This is a genomic window from Billgrantia sulfidoxydans (assembly GCF_017868775.1).
GTDB classification, from domain to species: Bacteria; Pseudomonadota; Gammaproteobacteria; order Pseudomonadales; family Halomonadaceae; genus Halomonas; species Halomonas sulfidoxydans.
This window is the reverse complement of record NZ_CP053381.1, coordinates 1,472,945-1,494,980: the sequence shown is the minus strand read 5'-3', so window position 1 is coordinate 1,494,980 and position 22,036 is coordinate 1,472,945. Positions and strand designations below refer to the sequence as shown.

General features: G+C 63.0%; 20 protein-coding genes and 7 tRNA genes. 12 read left to right on the top strand and 15 right to left on the bottom strand.

The genetic code is table 11. The features are described 5' to 3' along the window. The first annotated feature begins 30 nt into the window (after positions 1-30). From HNO51_RS07020 to HNO51_RS07010, 3 genes are read left to right on the top strand one after another with little or no spacing between them, the layout of a single operon-like run. Positions 31-2,187, top strand: coding sequence for a thiamine pyrophosphate-dependent enzyme (locus HNO51_RS07020; protein ID WP_209538824.1), 2,157 nt, complete (start codon positions 31-33; stop codon positions 2,185-2,187). Beyond that, the gene (locus tag HNO51_RS07015) at positions 2,180-3,760 is read left to right on the top strand and encodes an indolepyruvate oxidoreductase subunit beta family protein (RefSeq protein WP_209538823.1); all 1,581 of its coding nucleotides are present in this window, start codon (positions 2,180-2,182) and stop codon (positions 3,758-3,760) included. The genes HNO51_RS07020 and HNO51_RS07015 overlap by 8 nt, the downstream gene beginning before the upstream one ends. 43 nt (positions 3,761-3,803) lie before the next feature. Beyond that, a complete protein-coding gene (locus HNO51_RS07010) occupies positions 3,804-4,232 on the top strand; it encodes an acyl-CoA thioesterase (protein WP_234283520.1) in 429 nt (142 codons plus the stop codon). A gap of 142 nt (positions 4,233-4,374) precedes the next feature. Here the strand turns inward: HNO51_RS07010 and HNO51_RS07005 are convergent, their stop codons facing one another. Continuing rightward, positions 4,375-6,396, bottom strand: a complete 2,022-nt coding sequence (locus HNO51_RS07005) for a TRAP transporter permease (protein WP_209538822.1) — start codon at positions 6,394-6,396, stop codon at positions 4,375-4,377. Between the two features lie 101 nt (positions 6,397-6,497). Continuing rightward, complete coding sequence (locus HNO51_RS07000) at positions 6,498-7,514, bottom strand: TAXI family TRAP transporter solute-binding subunit (protein ID WP_197450347.1); 1,017 nt, start codon at positions 7,512-7,514, stop codon at positions 6,498-6,500. Positions 7,515-7,836: 322 nt separating this feature from the next. On the opposite strand from HNO51_RS07000, the gene HNO51_RS06995 reads away from it, so the two are divergent. Next, on the top strand, positions 7,837-8,625 hold the full coding sequence (locus HNO51_RS06995) for an IclR family transcriptional regulator (protein WP_209538821.1): 789 nt from the start codon (positions 7,837-7,839) through the stop codon (positions 8,623-8,625). On the opposite strand, the gene HNO51_RS06990 is transcribed toward HNO51_RS06995, so the two are convergent. Then, a complete protein-coding gene (locus HNO51_RS06990) occupies positions 8,598-9,857 on the bottom strand; it encodes an MFS transporter (RefSeq protein WP_209538820.1) in 1,260 nt (419 codons plus the stop codon). The genes HNO51_RS06995 and HNO51_RS06990 overlap by 28 nt on opposite strands. Before the next feature lie 143 nt (positions 9,858-10,000). Here HNO51_RS06990 and HNO51_RS06985 point away from each other — a divergent pair, with 143 nt between their 5' ends. Genes HNO51_RS06985 through HNO51_RS06960 form a run of 6 tightly spaced genes read left to right on the top strand, consistent with a single transcriptional unit; the run spans position 10,001 to position 15,494 of the window. Then, entirely contained in the window at positions 10,001-10,777 is a 777-nt protein-coding gene (locus HNO51_RS06985; RefSeq protein ID WP_197450344.1) for an enoyl-CoA hydratase/isomerase family protein, read from the top strand. Further along, the gene (locus HNO51_RS06980) at positions 10,774-12,384 is read left to right on the top strand and encodes an acyl-CoA mutase large subunit family protein (RefSeq protein ID WP_197450343.1); all 1,611 of its coding nucleotides are present in this window, start codon (positions 10,774-10,776) and stop codon (positions 12,382-12,384) included. The genes HNO51_RS06985 and HNO51_RS06980 overlap by 4 nt, the downstream gene beginning before the upstream one ends. A 34-nt stretch (positions 12,385-12,418) precedes the next feature. Beyond that, positions 12,419-12,814 carry a cobalamin-dependent protein gene (locus HNO51_RS06975; RefSeq protein ID WP_209538819.1) on the top strand — a complete coding sequence of 132 codons (396 nt, stop codon included), beginning with the start codon at positions 12,419-12,421 and terminating at the stop codon, positions 12,812-12,814. Continuing rightward, positions 12,811-13,989: a CaiB/BaiF CoA transferase family protein gene (locus tag HNO51_RS06970; RefSeq protein WP_209538818.1), complete on the top strand. Its 1,179-nt coding sequence runs from the start codon at positions 12,811-12,813 to the stop codon at positions 13,987-13,989. The genes HNO51_RS06975 and HNO51_RS06970 overlap by 4 nt, the downstream gene beginning before the upstream one ends. A gap of 1 nt (position 13,990) precedes the next feature. Then, positions 13,991-14,902, top strand: a complete 912-nt coding sequence (locus tag HNO51_RS06965) for an ArgK/MeaB family GTPase (RefSeq protein ID WP_209538817.1) — start codon at positions 13,991-13,993, stop codon at positions 14,900-14,902. A 22-nt stretch (positions 14,903-14,924) separates the two neighbouring features. Continuing rightward, a complete protein-coding gene (locus tag HNO51_RS06960; RefSeq protein WP_197450339.1) occupies positions 14,925-15,494 on the top strand; it encodes a cob(I)yrinic acid a,c-diamide adenosyltransferase in 570 nt (189 codons plus the stop codon). 176 nt (positions 15,495-15,670) lie between these two features. On the opposite strand, the gene HNO51_RS06955 is transcribed toward HNO51_RS06960, so the two are convergent. From HNO51_RS06955 to HNO51_RS06900, 12 genes are all read right to left on the bottom strand, one after another. Then, positions 15,671-15,758, bottom strand: a tRNA-Ser gene (locus HNO51_RS06955). Positions 15,759-15,862: 104 nt separating this feature from the next. Continuing rightward, positions 15,863-16,366 (bottom strand): YiiD C-terminal domain-containing protein, encoded by a 504-nt coding sequence (locus HNO51_RS06950; protein ID WP_209538816.1) that lies wholly within the window; start codon positions 16,364-16,366, stop codon positions 15,863-15,865. 4 nt (positions 16,367-16,370) lie between these two features. After that, entirely contained in the window at positions 16,371-16,931 is a 561-nt protein-coding gene (locus HNO51_RS06945; RefSeq protein WP_197450337.1) for a nitroreductase family protein, read from the bottom strand. A 92-nt stretch (positions 16,932-17,023) separates the two neighbouring features. Further along, a complete protein-coding gene (queF, locus tag HNO51_RS06940; protein WP_209538815.1) occupies positions 17,024-17,857 on the bottom strand; it encodes an NADPH-dependent 7-cyano-7-deazaguanine reductase QueF in 834 nt (277 codons plus the stop codon). Continuing rightward, positions 17,854-18,627 carry an ABC transporter permease gene (locus HNO51_RS06935; protein ID WP_197450335.1) on the bottom strand — a complete coding sequence of 258 codons (774 nt, stop codon included), beginning with the start codon at positions 18,625-18,627 and terminating at the stop codon, positions 17,854-17,856. Before HNO51_RS06935 ends, queF begins: the two co-directional genes overlap by 4 nt. Continuing rightward, positions 18,624-19,586 (bottom strand): ABC transporter ATP-binding protein, encoded by a 963-nt coding sequence (locus tag HNO51_RS06930; protein ID WP_197450334.1) that lies wholly within the window; start codon positions 19,584-19,586, stop codon positions 18,624-18,626. The genes HNO51_RS06935 and HNO51_RS06930 overlap by 4 nt, the downstream gene beginning before the upstream one ends. Positions 19,587-19,753: 167 nt before the next feature. Further along, a tRNA-Gly gene (locus HNO51_RS06925) sits at positions 19,754-19,828 on the bottom strand. Between the two features lie 44 nt (positions 19,829-19,872). Further along, positions 19,873-19,948 (bottom strand) — tRNA-Glu (locus HNO51_RS06920). 20 nt (positions 19,949-19,968) lie between these two features. After that, a tRNA-Gly gene (locus HNO51_RS06915) sits at positions 19,969-20,043 on the bottom strand. A gap of 58 nt (positions 20,044-20,101) precedes the next feature. Beyond that, a tRNA-Glu gene (locus tag HNO51_RS06910) sits at positions 20,102-20,177 on the bottom strand. A gap of 40 nt (positions 20,178-20,217) precedes the next feature. Further along, positions 20,218-20,292, bottom strand: a tRNA-Gly gene (locus HNO51_RS06905). A 47-nt stretch (positions 20,293-20,339) separates the two neighbouring features. Further along, positions 20,340-20,415: transfer RNA gene (locus HNO51_RS06900), tRNA-Glu, on the bottom strand. A 151-nt stretch (positions 20,416-20,566) separates the two neighbouring features. Here HNO51_RS06900 and msrB point away from each other — a divergent pair. Next, positions 20,567-20,968, top strand: a complete 402-nt coding sequence (msrB, locus tag HNO51_RS06895; protein ID WP_197450333.1) for a peptide-methionine (R)-S-oxide reductase MsrB — start codon at positions 20,567-20,569, stop codon at positions 20,966-20,968. Positions 20,969-21,039: 71 nt separating this feature from the next. After that, positions 21,040-22,020: a ribosome biogenesis GTPase YlqF gene (gene ylqF / locus HNO51_RS06890; protein ID WP_209538814.1), complete on the top strand. Its 981-nt coding sequence runs from the start codon at positions 21,040-21,042 to the stop codon at positions 22,018-22,020. Positions 22,021-22,036 lie beyond the last annotated feature (16 nt).

Sequence of the window (22,036 nt, the reverse complement as noted above, 5' to 3'; positions counted from 1 at the left end):
CCAAGCGCCCCAAGCGACGAGGACTCCGCAATGGCTGAAAGAACATTTGTCGAGGAAACCAAGAAGCTGCGCCTCGGCGAAGGCGAAACCTTCCACGGCGAGGGCATTCTTGCCGTCACCAAGGCGCTGCTGCAGTCGGGAGTCGCTTATGTTGGCGGCTACCAAGGTGCACCGATCTCTCATCTGATGGATGTGCTTCATGACGCCCAGCCGATTCTCGAAGAGCTGGGGGTGCATTTCGAGAACAACGCCAGCGAGGCCGCCGCCGCCGCCATGCTGGCCGCCTCGGTCAACTATCCCCTGCGCGGTGCCGTGGCCTGGAAATCCACGGTGGGTACCAACGTCGCGTCAGATGCACTGGCCAACCTGGCCTCGGGAGGCGTGACCGGTGGCGCGTTGATCATTGTCGGGGAAGATTATGGCGACGGTTCGAGCATCATGCAGGAGCGTACCCATGCCTTCGCCATGAAGAGTCAGATCTGGCTGCTCGATCCGCGCCCCAACCTGCCCTCCATCGTCAAGGCGGTTGAGATGGGCTTCGAGCTATCGGAAGCCAGCAATACCCCGGTGATGCTGGAACTGCGTATCCGTGCCTGCCATGTGCACGGACGCTTCCAGACTCAGGACAACCGATCACCCGGCTTTACCATTGACGAGGCCCTGGCCAATCCGGTTCGCGACACCAGCCGCATCGTGCTGCCCCCGGCCAGCTTTCAACACGAGCACGAGAAGGTTAACGCACGCTGGCCGGCCGCCATCAAGTTCATACAGGAGCACGGCCTCAACGAGACCTTTCCCGGCGAGCATGCCGAGGTCGGGCTGATTCTCCAGGGCGGGCTCTACAACAGCGTTATTCGCGGGCTCGAGCGCTTGGGCCTGGCCGACACCTTCGGCAATAGCCGCATTCCCCTGCATGTGCTCAACGTCACCTACCCGCTGGTGGACAGTGAACTAGCTGCCTTCTGCGCCGACAAGCGTGCCGTACTGATGATCGAGGAGGGGCAGCCCGACTACCTGGAGCAGGCACTGGCCAGTATCCTGCGTCGTGCCGATATCGACACGCGGCTGCATGGCAAGGATGTCTTGCCCAAGGCCGGTGAATACACCGGCAAGGTCATGCTGGAGGGCCTGCGCGGCTTCCTCACCGCCGCCGCACCTGAGCTGCTGCCATACACCGAGGCGGCTCCCGCCCCAGACCAAGCGGCCCCCACCCTGCCGCCCCGTCCGCCCGGGTTCTGCACCGGCTGTCCCGAACGGCCCATCTTCACCGCCATGAAGCTCGTCGAACGCGAGCTGGGGCCGCGTCACGTCAGCTGCGATATCGGCTGTCACCTGTTCTCGATCCTGCCCCCCTTCAACATCGGCAATACCACCATGGGCTACGGCCTGGGCGCCTCCGCGGCGTCGGCCTTTCACGGTTCCAAGGGCGGGCGCGCCATCAGCGTGATGGGCGACGGCGGCTTCTGGCACAACGGCCTGACCAATGGCGTGGCCAATGCCGTCTACAACGGCGACGACGATGTGCTGCTGATCGTGGACAACTTCTACTCGGCGGCCACCGGCGGGCAGGACCTGCCCTCCTCACGCGCCGAAAACCCCATCCGCCATACCAATATCCCCATCGAGCAAGCGGTAAAGGGGGTGGGCGCCAAGTGGGTGCGGGTCATCGACCGCACCTACGACGTGCAGCGCATGAAGGAAACGCTCACGGAGGCGCTGACCACCAAGGCCAAGGGGCCCAAGGTGATCATCGCCCAGTCGGAGTGCATGCTGAACCTGCAGCGGCGCGAAAAGCCCAAGGTGCGCCAGGCCCTCAAGGAGGGCAAACGCACCGTTCGCCAGCGCTTTGGCGTCGACAGCGATACCTGCACCGGAGACCACGCCTGCATCCGCATATCCGGCTGCCCTTCCCTCTCGATACAGCCCAATCCCGATCCGTTGCGTGAGCATCCCATCGCCCAGGTCGACAATACCTGCGTGGGCTGTGGCCTGTGTGGCGAGGCGGCACATGCCGCCGTGCTCTGCCCCTCCTTTTATCGCGCCGATGTCATCAGCCACCCCAACCGCTGGGATCGCCTGAAGCATCGCTGGCGCCAGGGCATCATCCAACGCCTGCAGGCATGGCACGAGAAACGCCTATCTCCTCTGCCTCCAGCCGCTCAATCATTCGGAGAGACCCATGCCTGAAATGACCGCAGCCACACGACCGATCACATTGGCCATCATGGCCATGGGCGGCCAGGGAGGTGGTGTGCTCTCCGACTGGATCGTCCACCTGGCCGAGAGCAATGGCTATCTGGCCCAGGCTACCTCGGTGCCCGGCGTCGCCCAGCGCACGGGGGCCACTATCTACTACCTGGAACTCTTTCCCGAAGCCGAGGCCGAGCGCGCGGGACAGGCACCGGTACTGGCGCTCATGCCCTCGCCGGGCGATGTCGATATCGTCCTGGCCGCCGAGTTCATGGAGGCCGGCCGGGCCCTGGAGCGCGGGCTCGTGACACCGGACCGCAGCACGGTGATTGCCTCGAGCCACCGCGTCTATGGCATCACCGAGAAGAGCGCCATGGGCAACGGCATTCTCGATTCCGAACCGATACGCGAGCAGCTTCGCCGGCATGCCCTGCGCTTCATCGAGTTCGACATGGAAGCCACGGCACGCCGTCAGGGCAGTGTGATCAGTGCCGTGTTGTTCGGTGCACTGGCCGGCAGCCAGACGTTGCCCTTTCCTCGCGAAGCGTTCGAGCAGGCGATACGCGACGGCGGCATCGGGGTCGAGGCGAGCCTTCGCACCTTCGACGAAAGCTACCAGCAGGCACAGGGGGCAGAACCCCATGCCGCGCCGAGCGACACCACCCCCAGAGAAGCGAAAGCCTCATCCAATGCCGGCGACTCGGAACTCGACGCCATGCTGGCCGAGATCGGCAGTCGCTTTCCCGAATCGGTGCGTCAAGTGGTGCGCGAGGGCGCGCTGCGCCTGATCGACTATCAGGATCTCGAATACGCCAGAGAGTACCTGCGTCTGCTTCAGGAGCGCAGAAAGCACATGCCAGCAGCAGAAGAGCAGCGTGTACCCCTTCTACGCGAGCTGGCCCGCCACCTGGCGCTGTGGATGAGCTACGAGGACACCATTCGAGTCGCCGACCTGAAGATCCGCCGCAGCCGTCAAGACCGGGTGCGCAATGAGGTCAAGGCCGAGCCGGAGCAGCTCGTCTACACCGCCGAATTCATGCATCCGCGCGTCGAAGAGATCTGCGACACCCTGCCGGCCGCCTTCGGGAGCTGGGTGATGCGTACCAACTGGGTGCGCCGGCCACTGGCCAAGGCGACCCAACACGGGCGACGCATCAGCCCCCAGCGGCTGAGAGGATTTCTACTGCTGCTGAGCGTGGCGAGCCTGAGGCGCTGGCGCAGGCGTACCCTACGCTATCGTGATGAGTGGCAGCGCATCGCGGCCTGGCTGGCCGCGGTCGATCGCGCGCTCGCCATCTCCCCGGATGTGGCCTTAGAGGTCATCAAGGCCCAGGGGTTGGTGAAAGGCTATGGCGACACCCATCAGCGGGGCCTGGCCAGCTTCAACACCGTAATGCTGGCCTTCGAACGCTTCGGCAGTGAACCGGATGCCGCCGCTCGCCTGCGCCAGCTTCGCGATGCGGCTCTGGCCGACGAGAAGGGAGAAACCCTGCAGCGCAGCGTGGGTGAATGGAAGCCGGAAATGCACCAGGAAGTCGACACTTCACGCATCGCCGTGAAACAGCTCTAGGAATTAAATGGTGACAACCGGGACGACATCTCGAGGGCTGAACATGAGCGAGAGTGAGAACAAGAACATGACCTACACCACCCAACGCAAGGTACGCTTCGAACACTGCGACCCGGCCGGCATCGTCTTTTACCCGCGCTACTTCGAGATGATCAATGCCACCGTCGAAGACTGGTTCGAAGAGGTGGTGCAAAGCGGATTCAACCAGCTTGTGGCGTCGGGAAGGAGCGTTCCTACGGTCGCTATCGAGACTCAGTTCCATGCACCGAGCCGGCTGGGTGAAAACCTGGCTTTCCACCTTGTCCCGTTACATGCGGGACGAACCAGCCTCAAGCTCGAGATCACCGCCACGAGCAAGGAACAGAACCGCCTGACATGCCAGGTAACCGTAGTGCTGATCGACCTGACGACCGGTCGGCCCCTGCCCTGGCCAGAGACCATGCGCCAGCACTTCTCGCGAAACGACACCTGAGAAGAGCGAACACGGCCACTGCACTTGGCATCAACCCCGCCCGCTCACTGGCAACCGGCCGCGCTGGGCAAGCGCTTCCCGAAACACGTCCCACAGAGAATTCCTCTGAGGGATGTGTTTTTCCAGTATCGACCTCGTTTCATCAAGCATGCTCATCGCGTCCTTTGACGATTTGGCCGGAGCTGGACCACCAGCGATGCAGCAACAGGCCCACCAGCACGCCCACCATGCCTACCATGTCAAACCACAGGCCGGGGGTGACCATGACGATGGCCCCCGCGCCTACCATGAGGCGCGGTAGCAGTCTCATGCTCTCCCCCAGTTGACCGATGGCGGCCACCGACAGGAATCCAATTCCCAGCATCGCACTGAGCACGGCAAGCACAATGGTCAATGGATCACCGGCCAGGGTCAGTTCAGGGTTGAGAATGAACAGGAATGGCAGCAGGAAGAGACTGCAGGCCAGGGTCAGCGCATAGCGGGCGGTGCCGAGGAAGCTTCCACCACTGATTGCGATAGCGGCGAATATCCCTGCCGCTACTGGCGGAGTGATTGCCGAAACACTGGCGAAGAAGTACAGGAAAAGGTGAGACGGCAGGCGGTCGAAACCAAGATTCAACAGGGGCGGAGCCAGAACCGCGGCTCCTACGGCATAAGCCGCTGGGGTCGGCATTCCCATACCGAGTACGATGGCCAACGCCATGGTCAGCAACAGCGAGACGATCAGGTAGTCGCCACCGATGGAGAGGATCACCTGCGACAGCGTGACCCCGAGCCCCGTCAGGTTGATCACCGAGACCATCACCTGGGCGGCAGCGATGATCATTGCGATGTACACCACGCTGAGCGAGGCGCTGTAGAGCCCATCATAGGTGGCACGTAGTAACTCGGCCATGCGTCCTCGTACCGATGCTTTCTTTGGCCGTGGTGTTGGCGCCTCGAGCCCCACCAGATCACTCGAGCGATCGCTGGCTTCGGTAATACTCTTACGTTGCGGCAGCAGCGAGCTGACGGCCATCAACAAGAGAATCGACATCAGCGACCAGAACACCGCCGTCTGGATGGTGTAATGTTGCAGAATGAAAAACAGCAATATCCCGATCGGTATTACCAGGTTGGCCATGGCCCATGGCTCGAAGGTCTCCCTGCGGGATGGGATCAATTGCGGCGGCAACGCCTCCAGCCCATAGCGACGGGCCATCAGATAGACCCCCAATAGCAATGCAATAAAGAACAGCACCGAGGGTACCAGGGCGGCCTTCACCACCTCCAGATAGGGGATTCCCAGCAACTCCGCCATCAAGAAGGCGCCGGGGCCCATGATGGGTGGCATGATCTGTCCGCCAGTGGAAGCGACAGCCTCGATGGAGCCAGCCAGGTTGCGATTGAAACCCAGCCGTTGCATCAGGGGGATGGTCAGTACGCCGGTACTGGTCACGTTCGCCACCGTACTGCCGTTGATCATGCCCATGAAGGCACTACCGATAACCGCCACCATGCCCGCCCCGCCACGTAAACGCCCGCCCAGGCGCATGGCAATGCGAATGAAGGTGTCGCCTGCCCCGCTGACGTTGAGCAGCGCCCCCAGAATCAGGAACAGTGCCACCACCGTGGCAGAAATTCCCATGAGCGTGCCCAGCACCCCGTTGTTGCCCAGGTAGAAGACGTAAATCATCCGCTCGAGCGAGAGACCTCTGTGCCCGAACGGGTCCGGAAGATAGGGCCCAAAGTAGGCATAACAGCAAAACACCGCGATCAGCCCGACAAACATCCAACCCAGGGTACGCCGCACCGCCTCGAGCAGCAGCAGGAACAGCGAAACACCAAAGACCTTTTCTATCGCCTCGTTCACGTACCAGTTGCTCATGACGATAGCGTCATAATTGACGAACACGTAACCCAACAACACCACACAGGCACAGGCACAAGGCAGGTCGATGAGGAACAGCTGCAGGCGCGGGAAACGGGGGCGCCCCTGGTAGAGCAGAAATACAAAGAACAGTGCCCCGCCGAGATGGACAGCACGCTGTTGATAATTGGGAAGCGTGCCCACACCGGCCGTCACGACGTGAAACAGAATCCAGGCCAATGCCAGGCTTCCAACCAGCCAGCCTGCGACACCGCCGAAGCGGCGTAAATGCGTGACGCGTTCATCTGAACTCATAGAGGAAGCCCCGACGTCTTGAACTCACATTAGGCAGGCGGAGCAGAGCCGTAGCTCCTTCTCCGCCTTATACGCGTTGTTGAGGTTCCGCCAAGCACCACTTACTCGGTATATTCAGGCGGAAGCAGACGGTCCGGAACGTCGTGGCCCTGTTCCTTCAAGTAGCGCACCACGCCTGCATGCAACGGTGCCACGCTGGCATTGAGCGTGAGTTGTAGCGGATCGATATCAGCCGCAGGGGCATAACCATCGGCCGCTGCCTTGATGCCAGCTTCGGAGAAGGCACGCGCCACGATTTCGTAGGCGATCTCCTCATCCAACTCGCTGGTCGTGTTGATGCCGATGCCGGTCTGTATGGTCACTAGAGGGCTTTGCTGTTCTCCGTAATGGTCCTGGGAATCGATCTCGCCGACACTGAAGTAGGCGCGTTCGCCAGCGACTTGCTCTGCCTGTTCCCGTGTCATGGAAAGCAGCCGAACTGGACGTGATGAATGCGCCTGCTGAATATAGCCATCGGGATGCAAGCCGGCCTTGACAAAAGCATCCAGGCGTCGGTTCTGGTAGGCGTCAAGCGCATCGCTAGCCCCGGCACGATAGTAATTGGGTTCTATACCCAGAATCTCGAGAACCGTCTCGGTCTGTCCTTCAGTAGCGGTTCCTCGGCCTCCGGAGTTGAAATCCTGCCCGGCGAGGTCTTCCAGCGAATGAATATCAGAATCAGCCGAAACAACCCAGTTCAGTGGTAGAGGCGCGAAAAAATAAAGGGTGCGCAGGTTCTCAGCCGGCGAGCCATACTCGCCATCACCCTGCATGGCCTGATGATCGGAAGAGGTCACTGCGATGCCCATATCGACTTCGCCTCTCAGCAGTCCTTGGGTCGAGGCAGAGGCTCCCCCCAATTCCTGGATACTCATATTGACGCCGTCGAGGTTATCGTTCCAATCGGATACGACAGCGACTTGGTAGGAATAGAACGCCGAACCGCTGTGGGTGCCCCCCATGGCCAGACGAGCCTGGGCTTCCGTGTCCAGCGGCACTAGGCCGAGCGCAAGAATGCCTGCTGCGCTGAGAGTCAAGGCGTTCAGTCGAAAGGAGGTGCCATGCTTGTTGGTGTGCATTGTTGTTGTCCTCTTTGGCGTTTCCATGGTGCGTTGGCTTTCGCTCGGAGATGTCGTCCTTCTCGTGATGTCATCGTGTGCCGGTGTGCAAGACCGCGGAGTGAATGTCCTCTAGGCCATGCCGGCTGGCTGTCATGCTCAGTACAAACCTAGCAGATTTTCACGCATGTGTAATACTATTCAGCAAACAGAATAAAATGGAAGCCCCACCTGACCGAATTTCGTAAACGCTCGCGCATCAAGTACCCTGGCGAGATTGCGAGGAAGCGGTCAGTCGCCAGGCATCGTTCGGCGGTACCTCAAGAGCATTGGACGAATCACTATGAAGCAATCCTCTAGCGTCAGCACCGGCGTTGGCCAGAAAGCCCCTTCCCGGCCCGAAAGTGTCAAGACGGCGGCACGCACCCTGAGCCTCTTCGAAGCCTTTGCCGAAGCCCAGACCCCCCTCGCGCTGACGGATCTTGCCAAGCGCATCGATGCCCCGGTCAGCAGTTGCCACGCCTTGGTCAAGACGCTGCAGACCCTGGGTTACGTCTATGTATTGGAGCAAAAGAAGCGCGTCTACCCGACCAAGCGGCTGCTGCAGATCGCCCAGTCGATCGCCTCGCATGATCCGCTGCTCGAGAGTGTCTCGCCCCTGCTGCAGGACCTTCGGGATGAACTCGGTGAAACCGTGATTCTCGGGAAGCGCCAGGACTCCAGCGTGGTGTATCTCGATATCATCGAAGGCACCCATACCGTGCGCTACGCGGCGAGCCCGGGGGACGCTAAACCGCTACACTCCAGCGCCATCGGCAAGGCCATGCTCGGCGAGGAAAGCGGCATGCGGTTGCAGAGTCTGCTGGAGCGTCTTCCCTTGCCCAGCGTGACAGCGAGCACCATTACCGACCGCGACCAACTTCTGGATGACATCCTCAATGGCCAGCGTCGCGGCTACTTCGTCACTCGCGGAGAGAATGTCGATGACGTGATGGCGCTCGCTATCGCCCGCCCGGTGTTCGGTGAAACATTGGGGCTGGCCATTGCCGGGCCGATGGAACGCATGTCCCGTCACTACGAGCGGTACCGCGAGGCCCTGATCCGTCATGGTGACCGGCTTGCCTCGCTTTGAGACGACGTCCCATACACTCGCACTGCGCGCCGCAGACAGAACAGCGCCATCAGCGATACCAACACCGGAAGCAGGAAGCCGACGGAGTAGCTGCCTCCGAGCGAGACGATGACACTGAACAACGCGGGGCCGGTCAGCACTCCCATGTAGGTCAGTACCAGAACCGCGGCGGTGGCCTCACTTACCTCGGCCTGTGGGCTGCGCCGCGCCACCTCTGACAGGTAAACGCCGTTCCAGCCTATCGCGGTGCCCCCGGCTGCACTCAGTAGCCCTATTACCAGCCAGACCGGGGTGTCGGGCCCTAGCAGTGAGACCGCGACGAACAACACCAACATGGCAATGGCCAGGCCGCACAACACGGGCACGCTCTTCCCCAAGCGATCGGCCAGCATCCCCCAGCCAACCCGGCCAAAGACCCCAGAAGCGTGCACGACCGACATGATGACCCCGGCCGTAACCAGGGTAATCAGCAGCTCTTCCACCATGAACGCCACGGTAAAGCTCAGCAGCGACAACTGAGCCGCAGCCAGACAGAACCCAGCCATCCCCAACCACAGAATCGGCGGACGCCGATAGAGTACGGCAAGGCTGCCGGAGCCCCGCAGCAGCGTGGTGGGCGCGCGGTCACTGTCCCATTCGCGGCGCCGCAGCTGCAAAGCCAGGGCGGTGAGCAGCGCGGCCAGGCTCAAGACGAGAAACGCGGCATGCCAGCTCCAGGCCTGGGCAAGTGACGGCGCCAGGGAACCCGACAGCACACCACCCAGCGGCACACCGGACTGCTTGATCGAATAGAGCAGGTTGCGATGGCGCAGCGGCGTATAACGCGCCAGAAGCTGTGCCGCCGCGGGGTTGGTCAAGCCGTAGGCAACGCCGAGAAGCAGCGTGGTAAGCAGCAGCGCGGCCGGCGTACCGCCCCCTGCCACCGCGCAGCCCAGCATGACCAACGCCATGGCCACTTGGCTGGAGCGACAGGCACCGAGGCGCCGCGCCAACGACCCCGCCTGCCACGACACCAGCATGGCAATGCCATACAGCAGGCTCACTTGCATTCCCACCAGACTGGTGGGGATGCCGAAATCGGCCGCTATCTGCGGTGCCAACACAGGTATCAGCAGCATGGCGGCACTGGTCAATGCCTGAACCCAAGTGGTTGACGCCACCACGATCCACGCCTCCCACCTAGAGGCCAAAGGTGGGGCAAGCGGCGCGGTGGGTGGTGGGGACTTCGGCATGTCATGCCTCCTTTCACCTCGGTGCCCAGTCCGGGGAGTGGATTGCAGAAGGGCACTCAACTTGACAGATAATTTCACATATGAGTATGTTTATTCATTATGCGGAAATAAACAACGTCAACATCTTCCGTCGGAGTGCCTCCATGGCCGAACACCTCCTTGTCGACGCGCAAGGCCCTCTGCTGAGGGTGACCATCCATCGTCCCGAGAAGCGGAACGCCTTGTCCCGGGCGGTGCTCAACGAACTCGCCGATGTCTTCACTGAGCACGCCGCCGAACCCAAGTGGAAAGTGGTCGTGCTGACCGGTGCCGGTGACAAGAGCTTCGCCGCCGGTGGCGATCTGCGGGATCTCGCTCAGGTACGCAGCGAAGAACAAGCCACCACCATGAGCCACGAGGCAAGGCGCGCGCTCGATGCGGTGAGCCAGTTTCCGGTTCCCGTCATCGCAGCCCTCAATGGCGATGCCATTGGCGGTGGCGCAGAACTCGCCGTAGCTTGCGATTTCATCATCGCCCCGCCCACCAGCCGCATTGGCTTCATTCAGGGCAAGCTCAACATCACGACCGCCTGGGGCGGGGGCGCTCGCCTGTTGAGCCGTCTCCCGGCACCGCTGGCATTGCGCCTGCTGACCCGATCCGAGCTACTCGACGCCCATGCCGCACAGCGCATCGGCTTGATCGACCAAGTGGCCGAAGAGGGTCAGACGCTCGAGCAGTGTGTCGAGCAGTTCACCAAGCCCATGCTCGCCCAGGCACCTCAGGTTCTGCGGGGCTTCAAGGCCCTTGCGCTGAGCCATGCCGACGGTCTGTCGAAAGCAGAACTGGCCGAAATCGAGACCCGCCATCTCGTCGCCACCTGGACACATGACGATCACTGGGAAGCCGCCGACAAGATTCTGAATACGAGGAAATCTCCATGAGCGATTCCGGAAACCGCACACCCCCCATTCCTGCGCCGCATACCGCCTCCGGTATCGAGATTCCCGAGCGAATCACCGCCGACATGCTTCGCCACCCCGACCCGGGCAACCCCGGCGAGCCACCCTATACACGCGGCATCTTTCCCAACGGCTACCGCGGGCGACTATGGACGTTCCGCCAGTACTCAGGCTTCGGCACCGCAGAGGACACCAACGAGCGCTATCGCTTCCTGCTGGAAAGCGGCCAGACGGGTCTTTCGGTGGCCCTTGATCTCCCCACCCAGTGCGGCTTTGATCCCAACGATCCCATGGCGCGCTCTGAAGTCGGCAAGGTAGGCGTCTCGTTATCCAACCTCGCCGAAGCCGAAATTCTCTTCGATGGCATCGACCTGGGCGGTATCTCCACCTCCTTCACCATCAACGGCACCGCGGCCATCGTCTATGCCATGTACTGTGCGGTGGCTGACAAGCAGGGCGTGCCACGCGAAAAGCTCACCGGCACCATCCAGAACGACATTCTCAAGGAGTACGTGGCCCGCGGCACCTGGATCTTCCCGGTGCGCCCCTCCATGCGCCTGATCTCGGATACGATCCTGTTCTCCAACCGCGAGACCCCGCGTTTCAACCCGATCAGCATCGCCGGCGCCCACGTGCGCGACGCGGGCGCCACCGCGGTAGAGGAGCTGGGCTATACCCTGGCCAATGGCCTGGCCTACGTGGAAGAGCTGATTCGCCGTGGTGGCGATGCCGCCAAGTTCGCCAACCGACTGAGCTTCTTCTTCTACGTCCACATGGATTTCTTCGAGGAAGTCTGCAAGTTCCGCGCGGCACGGCGCCTTTGGGCAGCCCTGCTGGAGGAGCGCTTCGGCATCACCGACCCCAAGGCACAACGCTTCCGCTTCGGGGTGGTCTGCGGTGGCTCCTCGCTGACCGCCGCCCAGCCTTACAACAACATCGTGCGCGTGGGCATCGAGACGCTGGCAGCCACCCTGGGCGGCGCACAGTCGGTCTTCACCTGCGCTTACGACGAGGCCTTCCAGATCCCTACCGAATTCAGCGCCGAGATTGCCCTGCGCACCCAGCAGATCATTGCCTACGAGAGCGGCATCTCGAAGATCGTGGACCCCTTGGGCGGCAGCCACTATGTGGAATGGCTGACCGACAAGATGGAAGAGGAGACGCGCCGGGTCATCGAAGAAATCGATGAATACGGCGGCGTGGAGAAGGCAATCGAGGATGGCTACCTGCAGGCGCGCATCGCCGAGCGTGCCCATGAGCGCAAGCAGAAGGTCGACAAGGGAGAGACCGTCATCGTCGGACAAAACTACTTCCGCCGTGACGATCAGAGCGACGACTTCGGGGAGGTGTTCAAGGTCGACCCGCAGGCCGCGCAGCGAGTGCAGGAGAAGTATCGGCGCGTCCTGGACGAGCGCGACTCGGCCAAGGTGGAGCAGACGCTGAAGGCACTGGAGCGGGCCGCAGCAAAGGATGACGAAAATCTCATGCCCTACCTGATCGATTGCTGCCACGCCTATGCCACGGTGGGCGAGATGGTCGCCACGCTCAAATCGCAGTGGGGCGAGTTTCAGGAACCCATTCGACTGTGAGCCGGCCCTCACCCATCCCCAGTGGAGACACCCCATGAGCTTGAAAGGAAAGAGAATCCTGATCGCCAAACCCGGCCTGGACGGCCATGACGTGGGCGCCAAGGTGATCGCCCTGGCGCTTCGCGACGCCGGTGCCGACGTCATCTACACCGGGCTGCGCAAGAGCTCGGAATATATCGCCAAGGTGGCGGTGGATGAGGATGTCGACGTGGTGGGGCTCAGCATGCTGTCCGGCAGCCACATGGCGCTGGTCAGCGACACCATGCGCTGCCTCGAAGAGTACGACGCCAGCGATATCAAGATCTTCGTGGGCGGCACCATTCCCGAGAAGGACCGTGAAGCGCTGCTTGAAGCCGGAGTCTGCGGCGTGTTCACCGCCGAGATGCCGTTGGAAGACGTCATCCGCGCCATCGAGAGGGAGCTATCATGAGCCATACCACCGCCCCCCCAGGCCCGCTCAGCGGCATCCGTATCCTCGAGGTGAGCCACATGCTGGCGGGCCCCTACTGCGGCATGTTGCTTGCCGACCTGGGCGCCGAGGTGATCAAGATCGAGGCCCCCGGCAAGGGCGACATTGGTCGCCAGATCGGCCCTCACTTCATCGGACCCCACAATGCCTACTTCGCCAGTCTCAACCGCAACAAGCGCAGCATCAGCCTGGATCTGACCAGCGAGGCGGGACAGCAGCGCCTGGGCGAGCTGGCAGCCAATTCACACGCCCTGCTCACCAATGTGCGGCCCGCGGCCGTCCGCAAGCTGGGGCTGACCTATGAGGCCCTGCGCAAGCACAACGACAAGATCGTCTGCTTGGCACTGACAGGCTTCGGCCTCGAGGGCCCTTTCGCCGAGAAGCCCGCCTATGACTACGTCATTCAGGCTCTGGCCGGCGTCATGGCCATGACCGGTGACCCGAATGGCCCGCCAGTAAAGACCGGCTACTCCGTGGTCGACAACTCCGCCGGGATCATGGGCGCATTGGGGCTCACCGCCAAGCTGGTCGAGGGCAAGGGCGGCCAGGTGGACGTTTCCCTCTACGACACCATGCTATCGCAGCTCAACTACCTGGCAGGCGGCTACCTCAACGCCGGGCAAAAGGCACAGCGCTACCCCGGCGGCGGCCACCCCTATATCGTTCCGGCCCAGATCTTTCCTACCCTGGATGGTCACTTGGCACTGTTCATCACGCATGACGGTTTCTGGGCGGACTTCTGCCGTGAAATCGGTTGCGAAGCCTGGATCACCGATACGCGCTACGCCACGATGGCCGCACGCACCGCGAATCGCGAGGCGGTGATCGCCGATGTCCAGGCAGTGCTGGCCACGGGCTCCACCGACAGCTGGGTCGAACGACTCGCCCCTCTCGGCGTGGTCGTGGCCGGGGTCCAGAGCCTGGAGGATGCCCTGGAATCTGAGTTGACGCGCTCACGGCAGATGGTCGTCTCGGTGCCCACGCCACATGGCGAGATCCGTATGGTGGGAAACCCCATCAAGCTCCAGGGCCAGCCGACTCACTACGGCCCCCCGCCGCTACTCGACGAAGATGCCGGGGAGTTCGAAGAACTGGATGGGCAGAGTCACGTTTCGCACAACGCTAGCGGAGGCTGACATGAGTGGTCTTGCCCCTCGTTCGCGCCGCGCACTCGGCCGCGAGCTGACCCGCCTGGCCCAGGCGTCGGTGGCGGAAAGCCTGGCGCACAGTGACCAGCGCCCCGAGCCTTCCATGCAGACGGCACGTATCGGTTTTACCGGCGCACCAGGCGCCGGCAAGAGCACCCTGATCAGTCGGCTCGCCAAGCTTCGGCTGGCCGCCTGCCGCGACCAAGGCGGCGTCGCCATCCTCGGCATCGACCCCACCAGCCCACTGACCGGCGGCTCGATTCTCGGCGACCGCATCCGCATGGATGCCATCGCCAACGAACCCGAACTCTACATACGCTCGCTGGCTAGCCGCAGTTCCAACGACGGCCTGGCAGACAACGTGCTGGATCTACTGGAAACCGTAGAGAGTTACGGATTTCGTGAAGTGCTGCTGGAGACGGTAGGCGTGGGCCAGGCCGAGCACGCCATTCGCCACTCGGTGGACACCTTGGTGATGGTCCTGCAGCCCAACGCCGGCGATGCCATCCAGGCGATGAAATCAGGGGTGCTTGAACTGGCCGATATCTACGTGATCAACAAGGCTGACCTCCCCGGCGCCAAGAAGAGTGCCTCGGAAATCCGCGGCATCGTTCAGCGCTCTCAGGCAGCGTGGCGCCCCCCGGTGATCGAGGTCAGCCAGCAGCACGAAGAGGGGCTGGCCAAGCTGGACTCTGCCATTAGTGAACACCTCGCCTGGCAGGCAGGGCACAGCAGCGCCAGCGAAACGATACGGCGTCGGCGCCACTATCACGTTCAATCGCTGATCGTACGTCGCGTCTCCGAATTGCTGGAGCATCAGCCCCAGTTGCTCGACGCCAAGAGCCTGGCCGAGGCCTATGATGACATCCTTCAATCTCTCGTCCGGGATACCCAGAGATAAAGCCCTCGCAGGAGGAACCGGGATGGTAAAGCTTACCAAGATTTATACCCGCACCGGCGATAAGGGAGAAACTGGCCTCGGCGATGGCAGCCGGGTCGCCAAGCATGACCTGCGGGTGGCGGCTTACGGTACGGTGGACGAAACCAACGCCGCCATCGGCTTGACGCAGTGTCACGCCGAAGGGGGCATGACACACCTGCTGACCAGGATCCAGAACGATTTGTTTGATGTCGGCGCCGATCTGTGTACGCCCGAGCAAGATGCCCCACCCTATCCGCCCTTGCGTGTCACCTCGTCACAGGTCGAATTTCTCGAAAAGCGCATTGATGAGCTCAATTCAGACCTAAAGAGCTTGCGCTCGTTTATTCTCCCTGGCGGGACCCTGCTATCCTCTCACTTGCATATGGCCCGCACCATCGCCCGAAGAGCAGAGAGACTTATTAGTCAACTGGTGGAACTAGCCCCAACCCATCTTGAGGCTTTGCGCTACATGAATCGCCTCTCCGACCTATTATTCGTCGCGGCGCGCAGAGCCAATGCCAATGGCGCCCAAGATGTGCTCTGGGTACCAGGGGCGAATAGACAAGGCTAGAGCTAATCATCTCACAGACAAATGCGAGAAATTTCTTACCAAGGTCAAAGCCCCTAGGGTTTGCCTGGCCTAGCTTGGATATGGTCCAAGAAAGCCGAGAGAAAAGCAGGGAGGATGGGGTAAAAGAAGCTATTAAAGAAAAAAACCGCTGAGATCAGCGGCTTTTTCATGTTCTGTGGCGGAGAGGGAGGGATTCGAACCCTCGAAGCCTTTCGACTTACACACTTTCCAGGCGTGCTCCTTCGACCACTCGGACACCTCTCCACATTGTGGTTCCATCGCCCGGGCAGTGCCCTTGTGCGTCAGAACGGCGCAAAGTCTAACGGCTTAAGTCCGCGTTTGCAAGCCGGTTTTCGGCTTTCGCTGGGTCATGCGATGGGCAGCACGGCGTAGTCGCCGTGGGCTTCGAGGCACAGGGTATCGCCGCACCAGAGCTGCTGCACCAAGGCGATCCGACCGCGACCCCGGCTCGCCAAGCGTTCGGCCAGCGTTCCGGGGCCCTGCTCGCCCTCGGGCTCGCAGACCAGGCGGTAGTCGCCGGTAACGGGGGCCAGGAAACGCTGGCGGGCCTCGGCCACCACGACGTCGCGAGCATGGCCGCGCTCACGCAGCCATAGCGTGGTCCAGCACCAGCCAAGAAGGGTGGTCTGGGCGGTGAGCGCCCCGCCGAAGCCGGTGCCCTTGTCGTTGAGGTTGGGCACGAGCGCGAGCTCCCACACCAGGCGCTCCCCTTCTTGGCGCATCTCGCGGATGCCGAGGTGTTCGACCATGGGAATGGCCTCACCGAGCCAGGCGAGGAAGGCCTGCGGGTCGTCTCGCTCCCCGGGGGCGGGCAGCGGCAGGCGCGGATGGGGAACGCCGACTTCACGCATGGCGTCAGGTCCAGCGCTCGACGAAGTCGCTGATACGGTGCTCGGCGATAGGCTTGTGGCGCCCGCCGAGCTGGCCGAGGTAGAGGAAGGCGATCAGTTCATCCTCCTCCTCCAGGCCGAGCCCCTTGCGCACCGTGGGATCGAAGGCGTACTTGCCGCTGCGCCACATGGCGCCGAGCCCGAGGGCGTGTGCAGCGAGCAGTATGGCGTGGCCGGCGCAGCCGGCGGAGATCACCTGTTCGATCTTCGGCACCTTCTCCACGTCGGGGGTGACTTTGGCGATCACGGCGATGATCATCGGCGCGCGCAGCGGCTTCTTGCGGGCGGCGTCCAGGGCAGCATCCTCGATGCTCGGGTCCTCGCGGTACTCGGCTTCGGCGAAGAGTTCGCCCAACCGCTCGAGCCCTTCGCCGGTGAACTCGATGAAGCGCCAGGGTCGCAGCTCCTTGTGGTCCGGTGCGCGCAGCGCGGCGCGATAGATCGCCTCCATCTGCTCGGGGCTCGGTGCCGGGCCCATCAACTTGCCCATCGAACTGCGCTGATGCAACAGGGTGAGTGCGTCCATACCATTTCCCATGCCAAGTCGTCGAAAGAGATCGATCAAACTCTACCAGCTGCCCCGTTTACTGTCGTGCCGGGCCGAGGGGCTCGCCAGGCCTACTGTCTCGACAGGCGCAGCGGCTCGGGCGGGCGCTCGCCCGGCGTGGCGCGCCAAGGGCTGATGTCGAGCCCGCCGCGGCGCACGTAGCGCGCCAGCACCAGCAGCCGCTCGGGCTTCGCGCGGGCCATCAAGTCCATGAAGATGTGCTCGACGCAGTGCTCGTGGAAGTCCTGATGCTGGCGGTAGCCGATCAGGTAGCGCAGCAGGCCCTCGCGCTCGAGCCTGGGGCCGCGATAGCGAATCAGCACGCTGCCCCAGTCGGGCTGGCCGGTGACCGGACAGTTGGACTTGAGCAGGTGCGAGGTGAGCGTCTCCTCGACGATCTCCTCGCCGACCGTGAGGTGCTCGGCGCTGGGCGTGTAGGCGTCGATCTCGATATCGAGGTCGTCGAGGCATTCGCCGGGCAGCCGGCAGACGGCGAGCGCCTCGTCGTCGACACCGAACAGCTCGACGGCCACCGGGGCGCCGGCGGCTGTCGCCAGGTCGCGCTCGAGGGTCGCGATCACCTGCTCGCGGCTGTCGAAGCGGGTCTGGTTGAAGCCGTTGAGATAGAGCTTCCAGGACTTCGACTCGATCAGGTTGGGCGACTCGGCCGGCAGGCGGAAGCGCGCCACGGCGACCAGCGGCTTGCCGCGAGCGTTGAGCCAGCTCACCTCGAAGGCATGCCACTCGTCCTCGCCGACGAAGGGCAACCTGCCCTCCTCGATACCCAGCGGCGCGCGATTGGCGGCGCGGGGAATGGGATAGAGCAGTCCGGCATTGTAGTGCTCCGGGTAGGCCGACTCGCGCCCCAGCGGGGCGTGCTCGAGCGTATCGGGGCGATGTGTCATGAACGTATCCCCTTGCCGCGCTCGAGCATCCACAAGGCGACGGTGAAGAGCACGACGATGAAGGCGACGATGGCGGCCAGCGCCCAGCCTACCGGAATGTCGGAGACACCGAGGAAACCGTGGCGGAAGACGTTGACCATGTAGAGGATCGGGTTGAGCAGCGAGGCGTTCTGCCAGAAGGTCGGCAGCAGCGAGATCGAGTAGAACACCCCGCCCAGGTAGGTCAGCGGCGTCAGCACGAAGGTCGGCACGATGGAGACGTCGTCGAACTTGTTGGCCAGCAGCGCGTTGATGAAGCCGCCGATGGAAAAGAGCGCCGCGGTGAGCACCACCACGCCGACGGTCAGCAGCGGGTGCGCCACGCTGATGCGGGTGAAGAACAGCGATACCAGGGTCACGATCAGTCCCACGCCCAGGCCGCGCGCCATGCCGCCCAGCACGAACCCGGAAAGGATCACCCAGTTGGGCATCGGCGAGACCATCATCTCCTCCACACTGCGCTGGAACTTGTTGGAGAAGAAGGAAGACGCCACGTTGGAGTAGCTGTTGGTGATCACCGCCATCATGATCAGCCCCGGGACGATGAAGTCCATGTAGCTGAAGCCGTCCATCTCGCCGATGCGCGAGCCGATCAGGCTGCCGAAGATGATGAAGTACATCGCCATGGTGATCGACGGCGGCAGCAGGGTCTGCGGCCAGATGCGCGTGAAGCGCTTGATCTCCTTGACCACCAGGGTCCAGAGGGCGATGGCGATCTGGCTAGCGTTCATTTGCCCGCCTCCGCCTGTTCGGCCTGGAGGCGCTCCTCGCTGCCCTGCTCCACCATCGACACGAACATCTCCTCCAGCCGGTTGGCGCGGTTGCGCATCGAGACCACCTCGATGCCCTGCTCGCCCAGGGCGCCGAAGACGTCGTTCAAGCGCTGGCCGCGGTGCACCACCACGGCGAGCTGGGCGGCCTCCACTTGGCGCACCTCGAAGCCCTCGACGTGGGGAGCTCGTTCCACCGGGTGTGCCAGGTCGAGTAGGAAGGTCTCGGTGTCGAGCTCGGCGAGCAGGCCGCGCACGCTGGTGTTCCGCACGATCTCGCCGTGATTGATGATCGCCACGTTGCGACAGAGGCTCTCGGCCTCCTCGAGGTAGTGGGTGGTGAGGATGATGGTGGTGCCCTCCTCGCGGTTGATGCGGCGCATGTACTCCCACATGCTGCGGCGCAGCTCGATGTCGACCCCGGCGGTGGGCTCGTCGAGGATCAGCAGCCTGGGCCGGTGCATCAGCGCGCGGGCGATCATCAAGCGGCGCTTCATGCCGCCGGAGAGCATGCGCGCGCTGCCGCCCCGCTTGTCCCACAGGCCGAGGTCCTTCAGCAGCCGCTCGGCACGCGGCAGGGCCTCGCGCCGCGGCATGCCGTAGTAGCCCGCCTGGGCCAGCACGATGTCGAGCACCTTCTCGAACTGGTTGAAGTTGAACTCCTGGGGCACCACGCCCAGGTGGTACTTCGCACGGGCGAAGTCGCGGTCGATGTCGATGCCGAAGATCGAGACCTGCCCGGCGGTCTTCTGCACCAGTGAACAGACCACCCCCAGGGTGGTGGACTTGCCGGCCCCGTTGGGGCCCAGCAGGGCGAAGAAGTCGCCCTGCTCGACGTCGAGATCGATGCCCTTCAGGGCGTGGAAGCCGTTGCCGTAGACCTTGGTCAGGCCACGGATCGACAGCGCCGGTTCGGCCATGGGACATCCTTGCGTTGGGATGAAAAAGCGAGTTCAAGAGATTAGGGCGCGAAGGGGTTTTTCAAGCCTGGCACAGGAAAAACGCGATTGTCCTCGCCCATGGGCAAGGTCATCGAAATTTAATGTGGGGGGCCGAGCCTTGGCATCTTCAAGGCTGAGAAGAAAACTGGAGCGGGAAAGGAGATTCGAACTCCCGACCCTCGCCTTGGCAAGGCGATGCTCTACCACTGAGCTATTCCCGCTTGATCGGTATCGGTCATCCTGCTCGACAAGTATAACCGAAAGGTGGCGTCCCATAGGGGGTTCGAACCCCTGTTCCCGCCGTGAAAGGGCGGTGTCCTAGGCCACTAGACGAATGGGACGCAGCAGCCAGACAGTGCGCTGGAGCGGGAAAGGAGATTCGAACTCCCGACCCTCGCCTTGGCAAGGCGATGCTCTACCACTGAGCTATTCCCGCATGCACGACAGTCTAAGCTATCAGCAATGCAACCGCTATCGCGGGTGCAACCGGAAAGTGGCGTCCCATAGGGGGTTCGAACCCCTGTTCCCGCCGTGAAAGGGCGGTGTCCTGGACCACTAGACGAATGGGACGCAGCTGGAGCGAACCTGCGCATTCTGCCGAAACAGAATTTGGAGCGGGAAAGGAGATTCGAACTCCCGACCCTCGCCTTGGCAAGGCGATGCTCTACCACTGAGCTATTCCCGCACTTCGGTCCTGCACTCCGGTACCTGTCGAAACGAGCGTGAAACGAGTGGCGTCCCATAGGGGGTTCGAACCCCTGTTCCCGCCGTGAAAGGGCGGTGTCCTGGACCACTAGACGAATGGGACGCAGCCGTCTCGCTCTCTGCCTCAACGAGGTGGCGCGAATGTTACTCAAGCCCCCCGAAGCTGTCAACTGTCGGCCTGGGTTGGCCGAAGCCAGGGAAAACAGCCAAGCTATGGATGTCTGATGTGAGGACGCACCAGCAGGAGAGAGGCCATGCGCAAGAAGATCGAGAAGAGCGATGCCGAGTGGCAAGCCCAACTCACGCCGGAGCAGTACCGGGTGACGCGCCAGCAGGGCACCGAACGTCCCTTCAGCGGCGATTACCGAGTGACCGACGAGCACGGCATCTACCACTGCGTGTGCTGCAACGCTCCCTTGTTCGAGAACGAGCACAAGTTCGAATCCCACTGCGGCTGGCCGAGCTTCGACCGCCCGCTCGGCCAGGCGGCCGTCGAGGAGCGCTTCGACGAGTCCCATGGCATGCGCCGTACCGAGGTGGTGTGCGCCCACTGCGACGCCCACCTGGGACATGTCTTCCCCGACGGCCCGCCTGAAACCACCGGGCTGCGCTACTGCATCAACTCGGTGGCCATTGCCTTCCATCCCGGCGAATAGCCCGCCCGCTGCTCTGCCGAGGCTGCCCTTCTGCTATGATGGGCGGCCTCGTACGTTTGCAGGAGTGGCACATGCTCGGCTGGTATCCGGGACACATGAACAAGGCGCGCCGCCAGATCCAGGAGGCGCTGCCGGAAATCGACGTGGCGATCGAGGTACTCGACGCCCGCCTGCCCTACTCCAGCGCCAACCCCATGCTGGCCGGCCTGACTCGCCACAAGCCGGTGCTCAAGATCCTCTCGCGAGCCGACCTGGCCGACCCGCAGCGTACTCGTGAATGGGTCGCTCACTTCGACTCGCTGCCCGATACCCGGGCCCTTGCCGTGACCACCACCAACGCCCGTGAGCTCAAGCGCATCCCCAAGCTGTGCCACGAGCTGGCCGGCCAGGTGCGCGCCGACCGCGACGTGCGGGTGATGGTCATGGGCATTCCCAACGTCGGCAAGTCGACCCTGATCAACGGCCTGGCCGGCAAGGCCATCGCCAAGACCGGCAACGAACCGGCGGTGACCAAGCGCCAGCAGAAGGTGCGCATCGCCGGGCGGGTCGCGCTGATCGACACCCCTGGGGTGCTGTGGCCGAAGATCGAGGATCAGGCCAGCGCCTACCGTCTGGCGGCCACCGGCGCCATCCGCGACACCGCCATCGACTATGTCGACGTCGCCGTGGTTACCGCCGCCGAGCTGGCCCGGCGCTACCCCGAGGCGCTCAGGGCCCGCTACAAGCTGAGCGAACTGCCACCCTACGCCCCCAACCCCCAGGCAGAGCAGGTCGAGGCCGACGGCCCCCAGCGCATCGACCTGCTGGCCGTGGCCGGCTTCGACGGACATGCGATCCTCACCGAGATCGCCAGCCGCCGCGGCGGCCTGCGCCCGGGCGGCGAAGTCGACCTGCACCGCGGCGCCGAGGTGCTGCTGCACGAGCTGCGCGACGGCAAGCTGGGCCCCCTGACGCTGGAAACCCCGGCCGATATCCCCGCTCCCGCGGAGGGGGAAGATACCGCCGCCGAAGCAGCGAACAACGATGGCGGCGGCGCTCATAACTCCGCATAATCACTGAGTTCCGGCA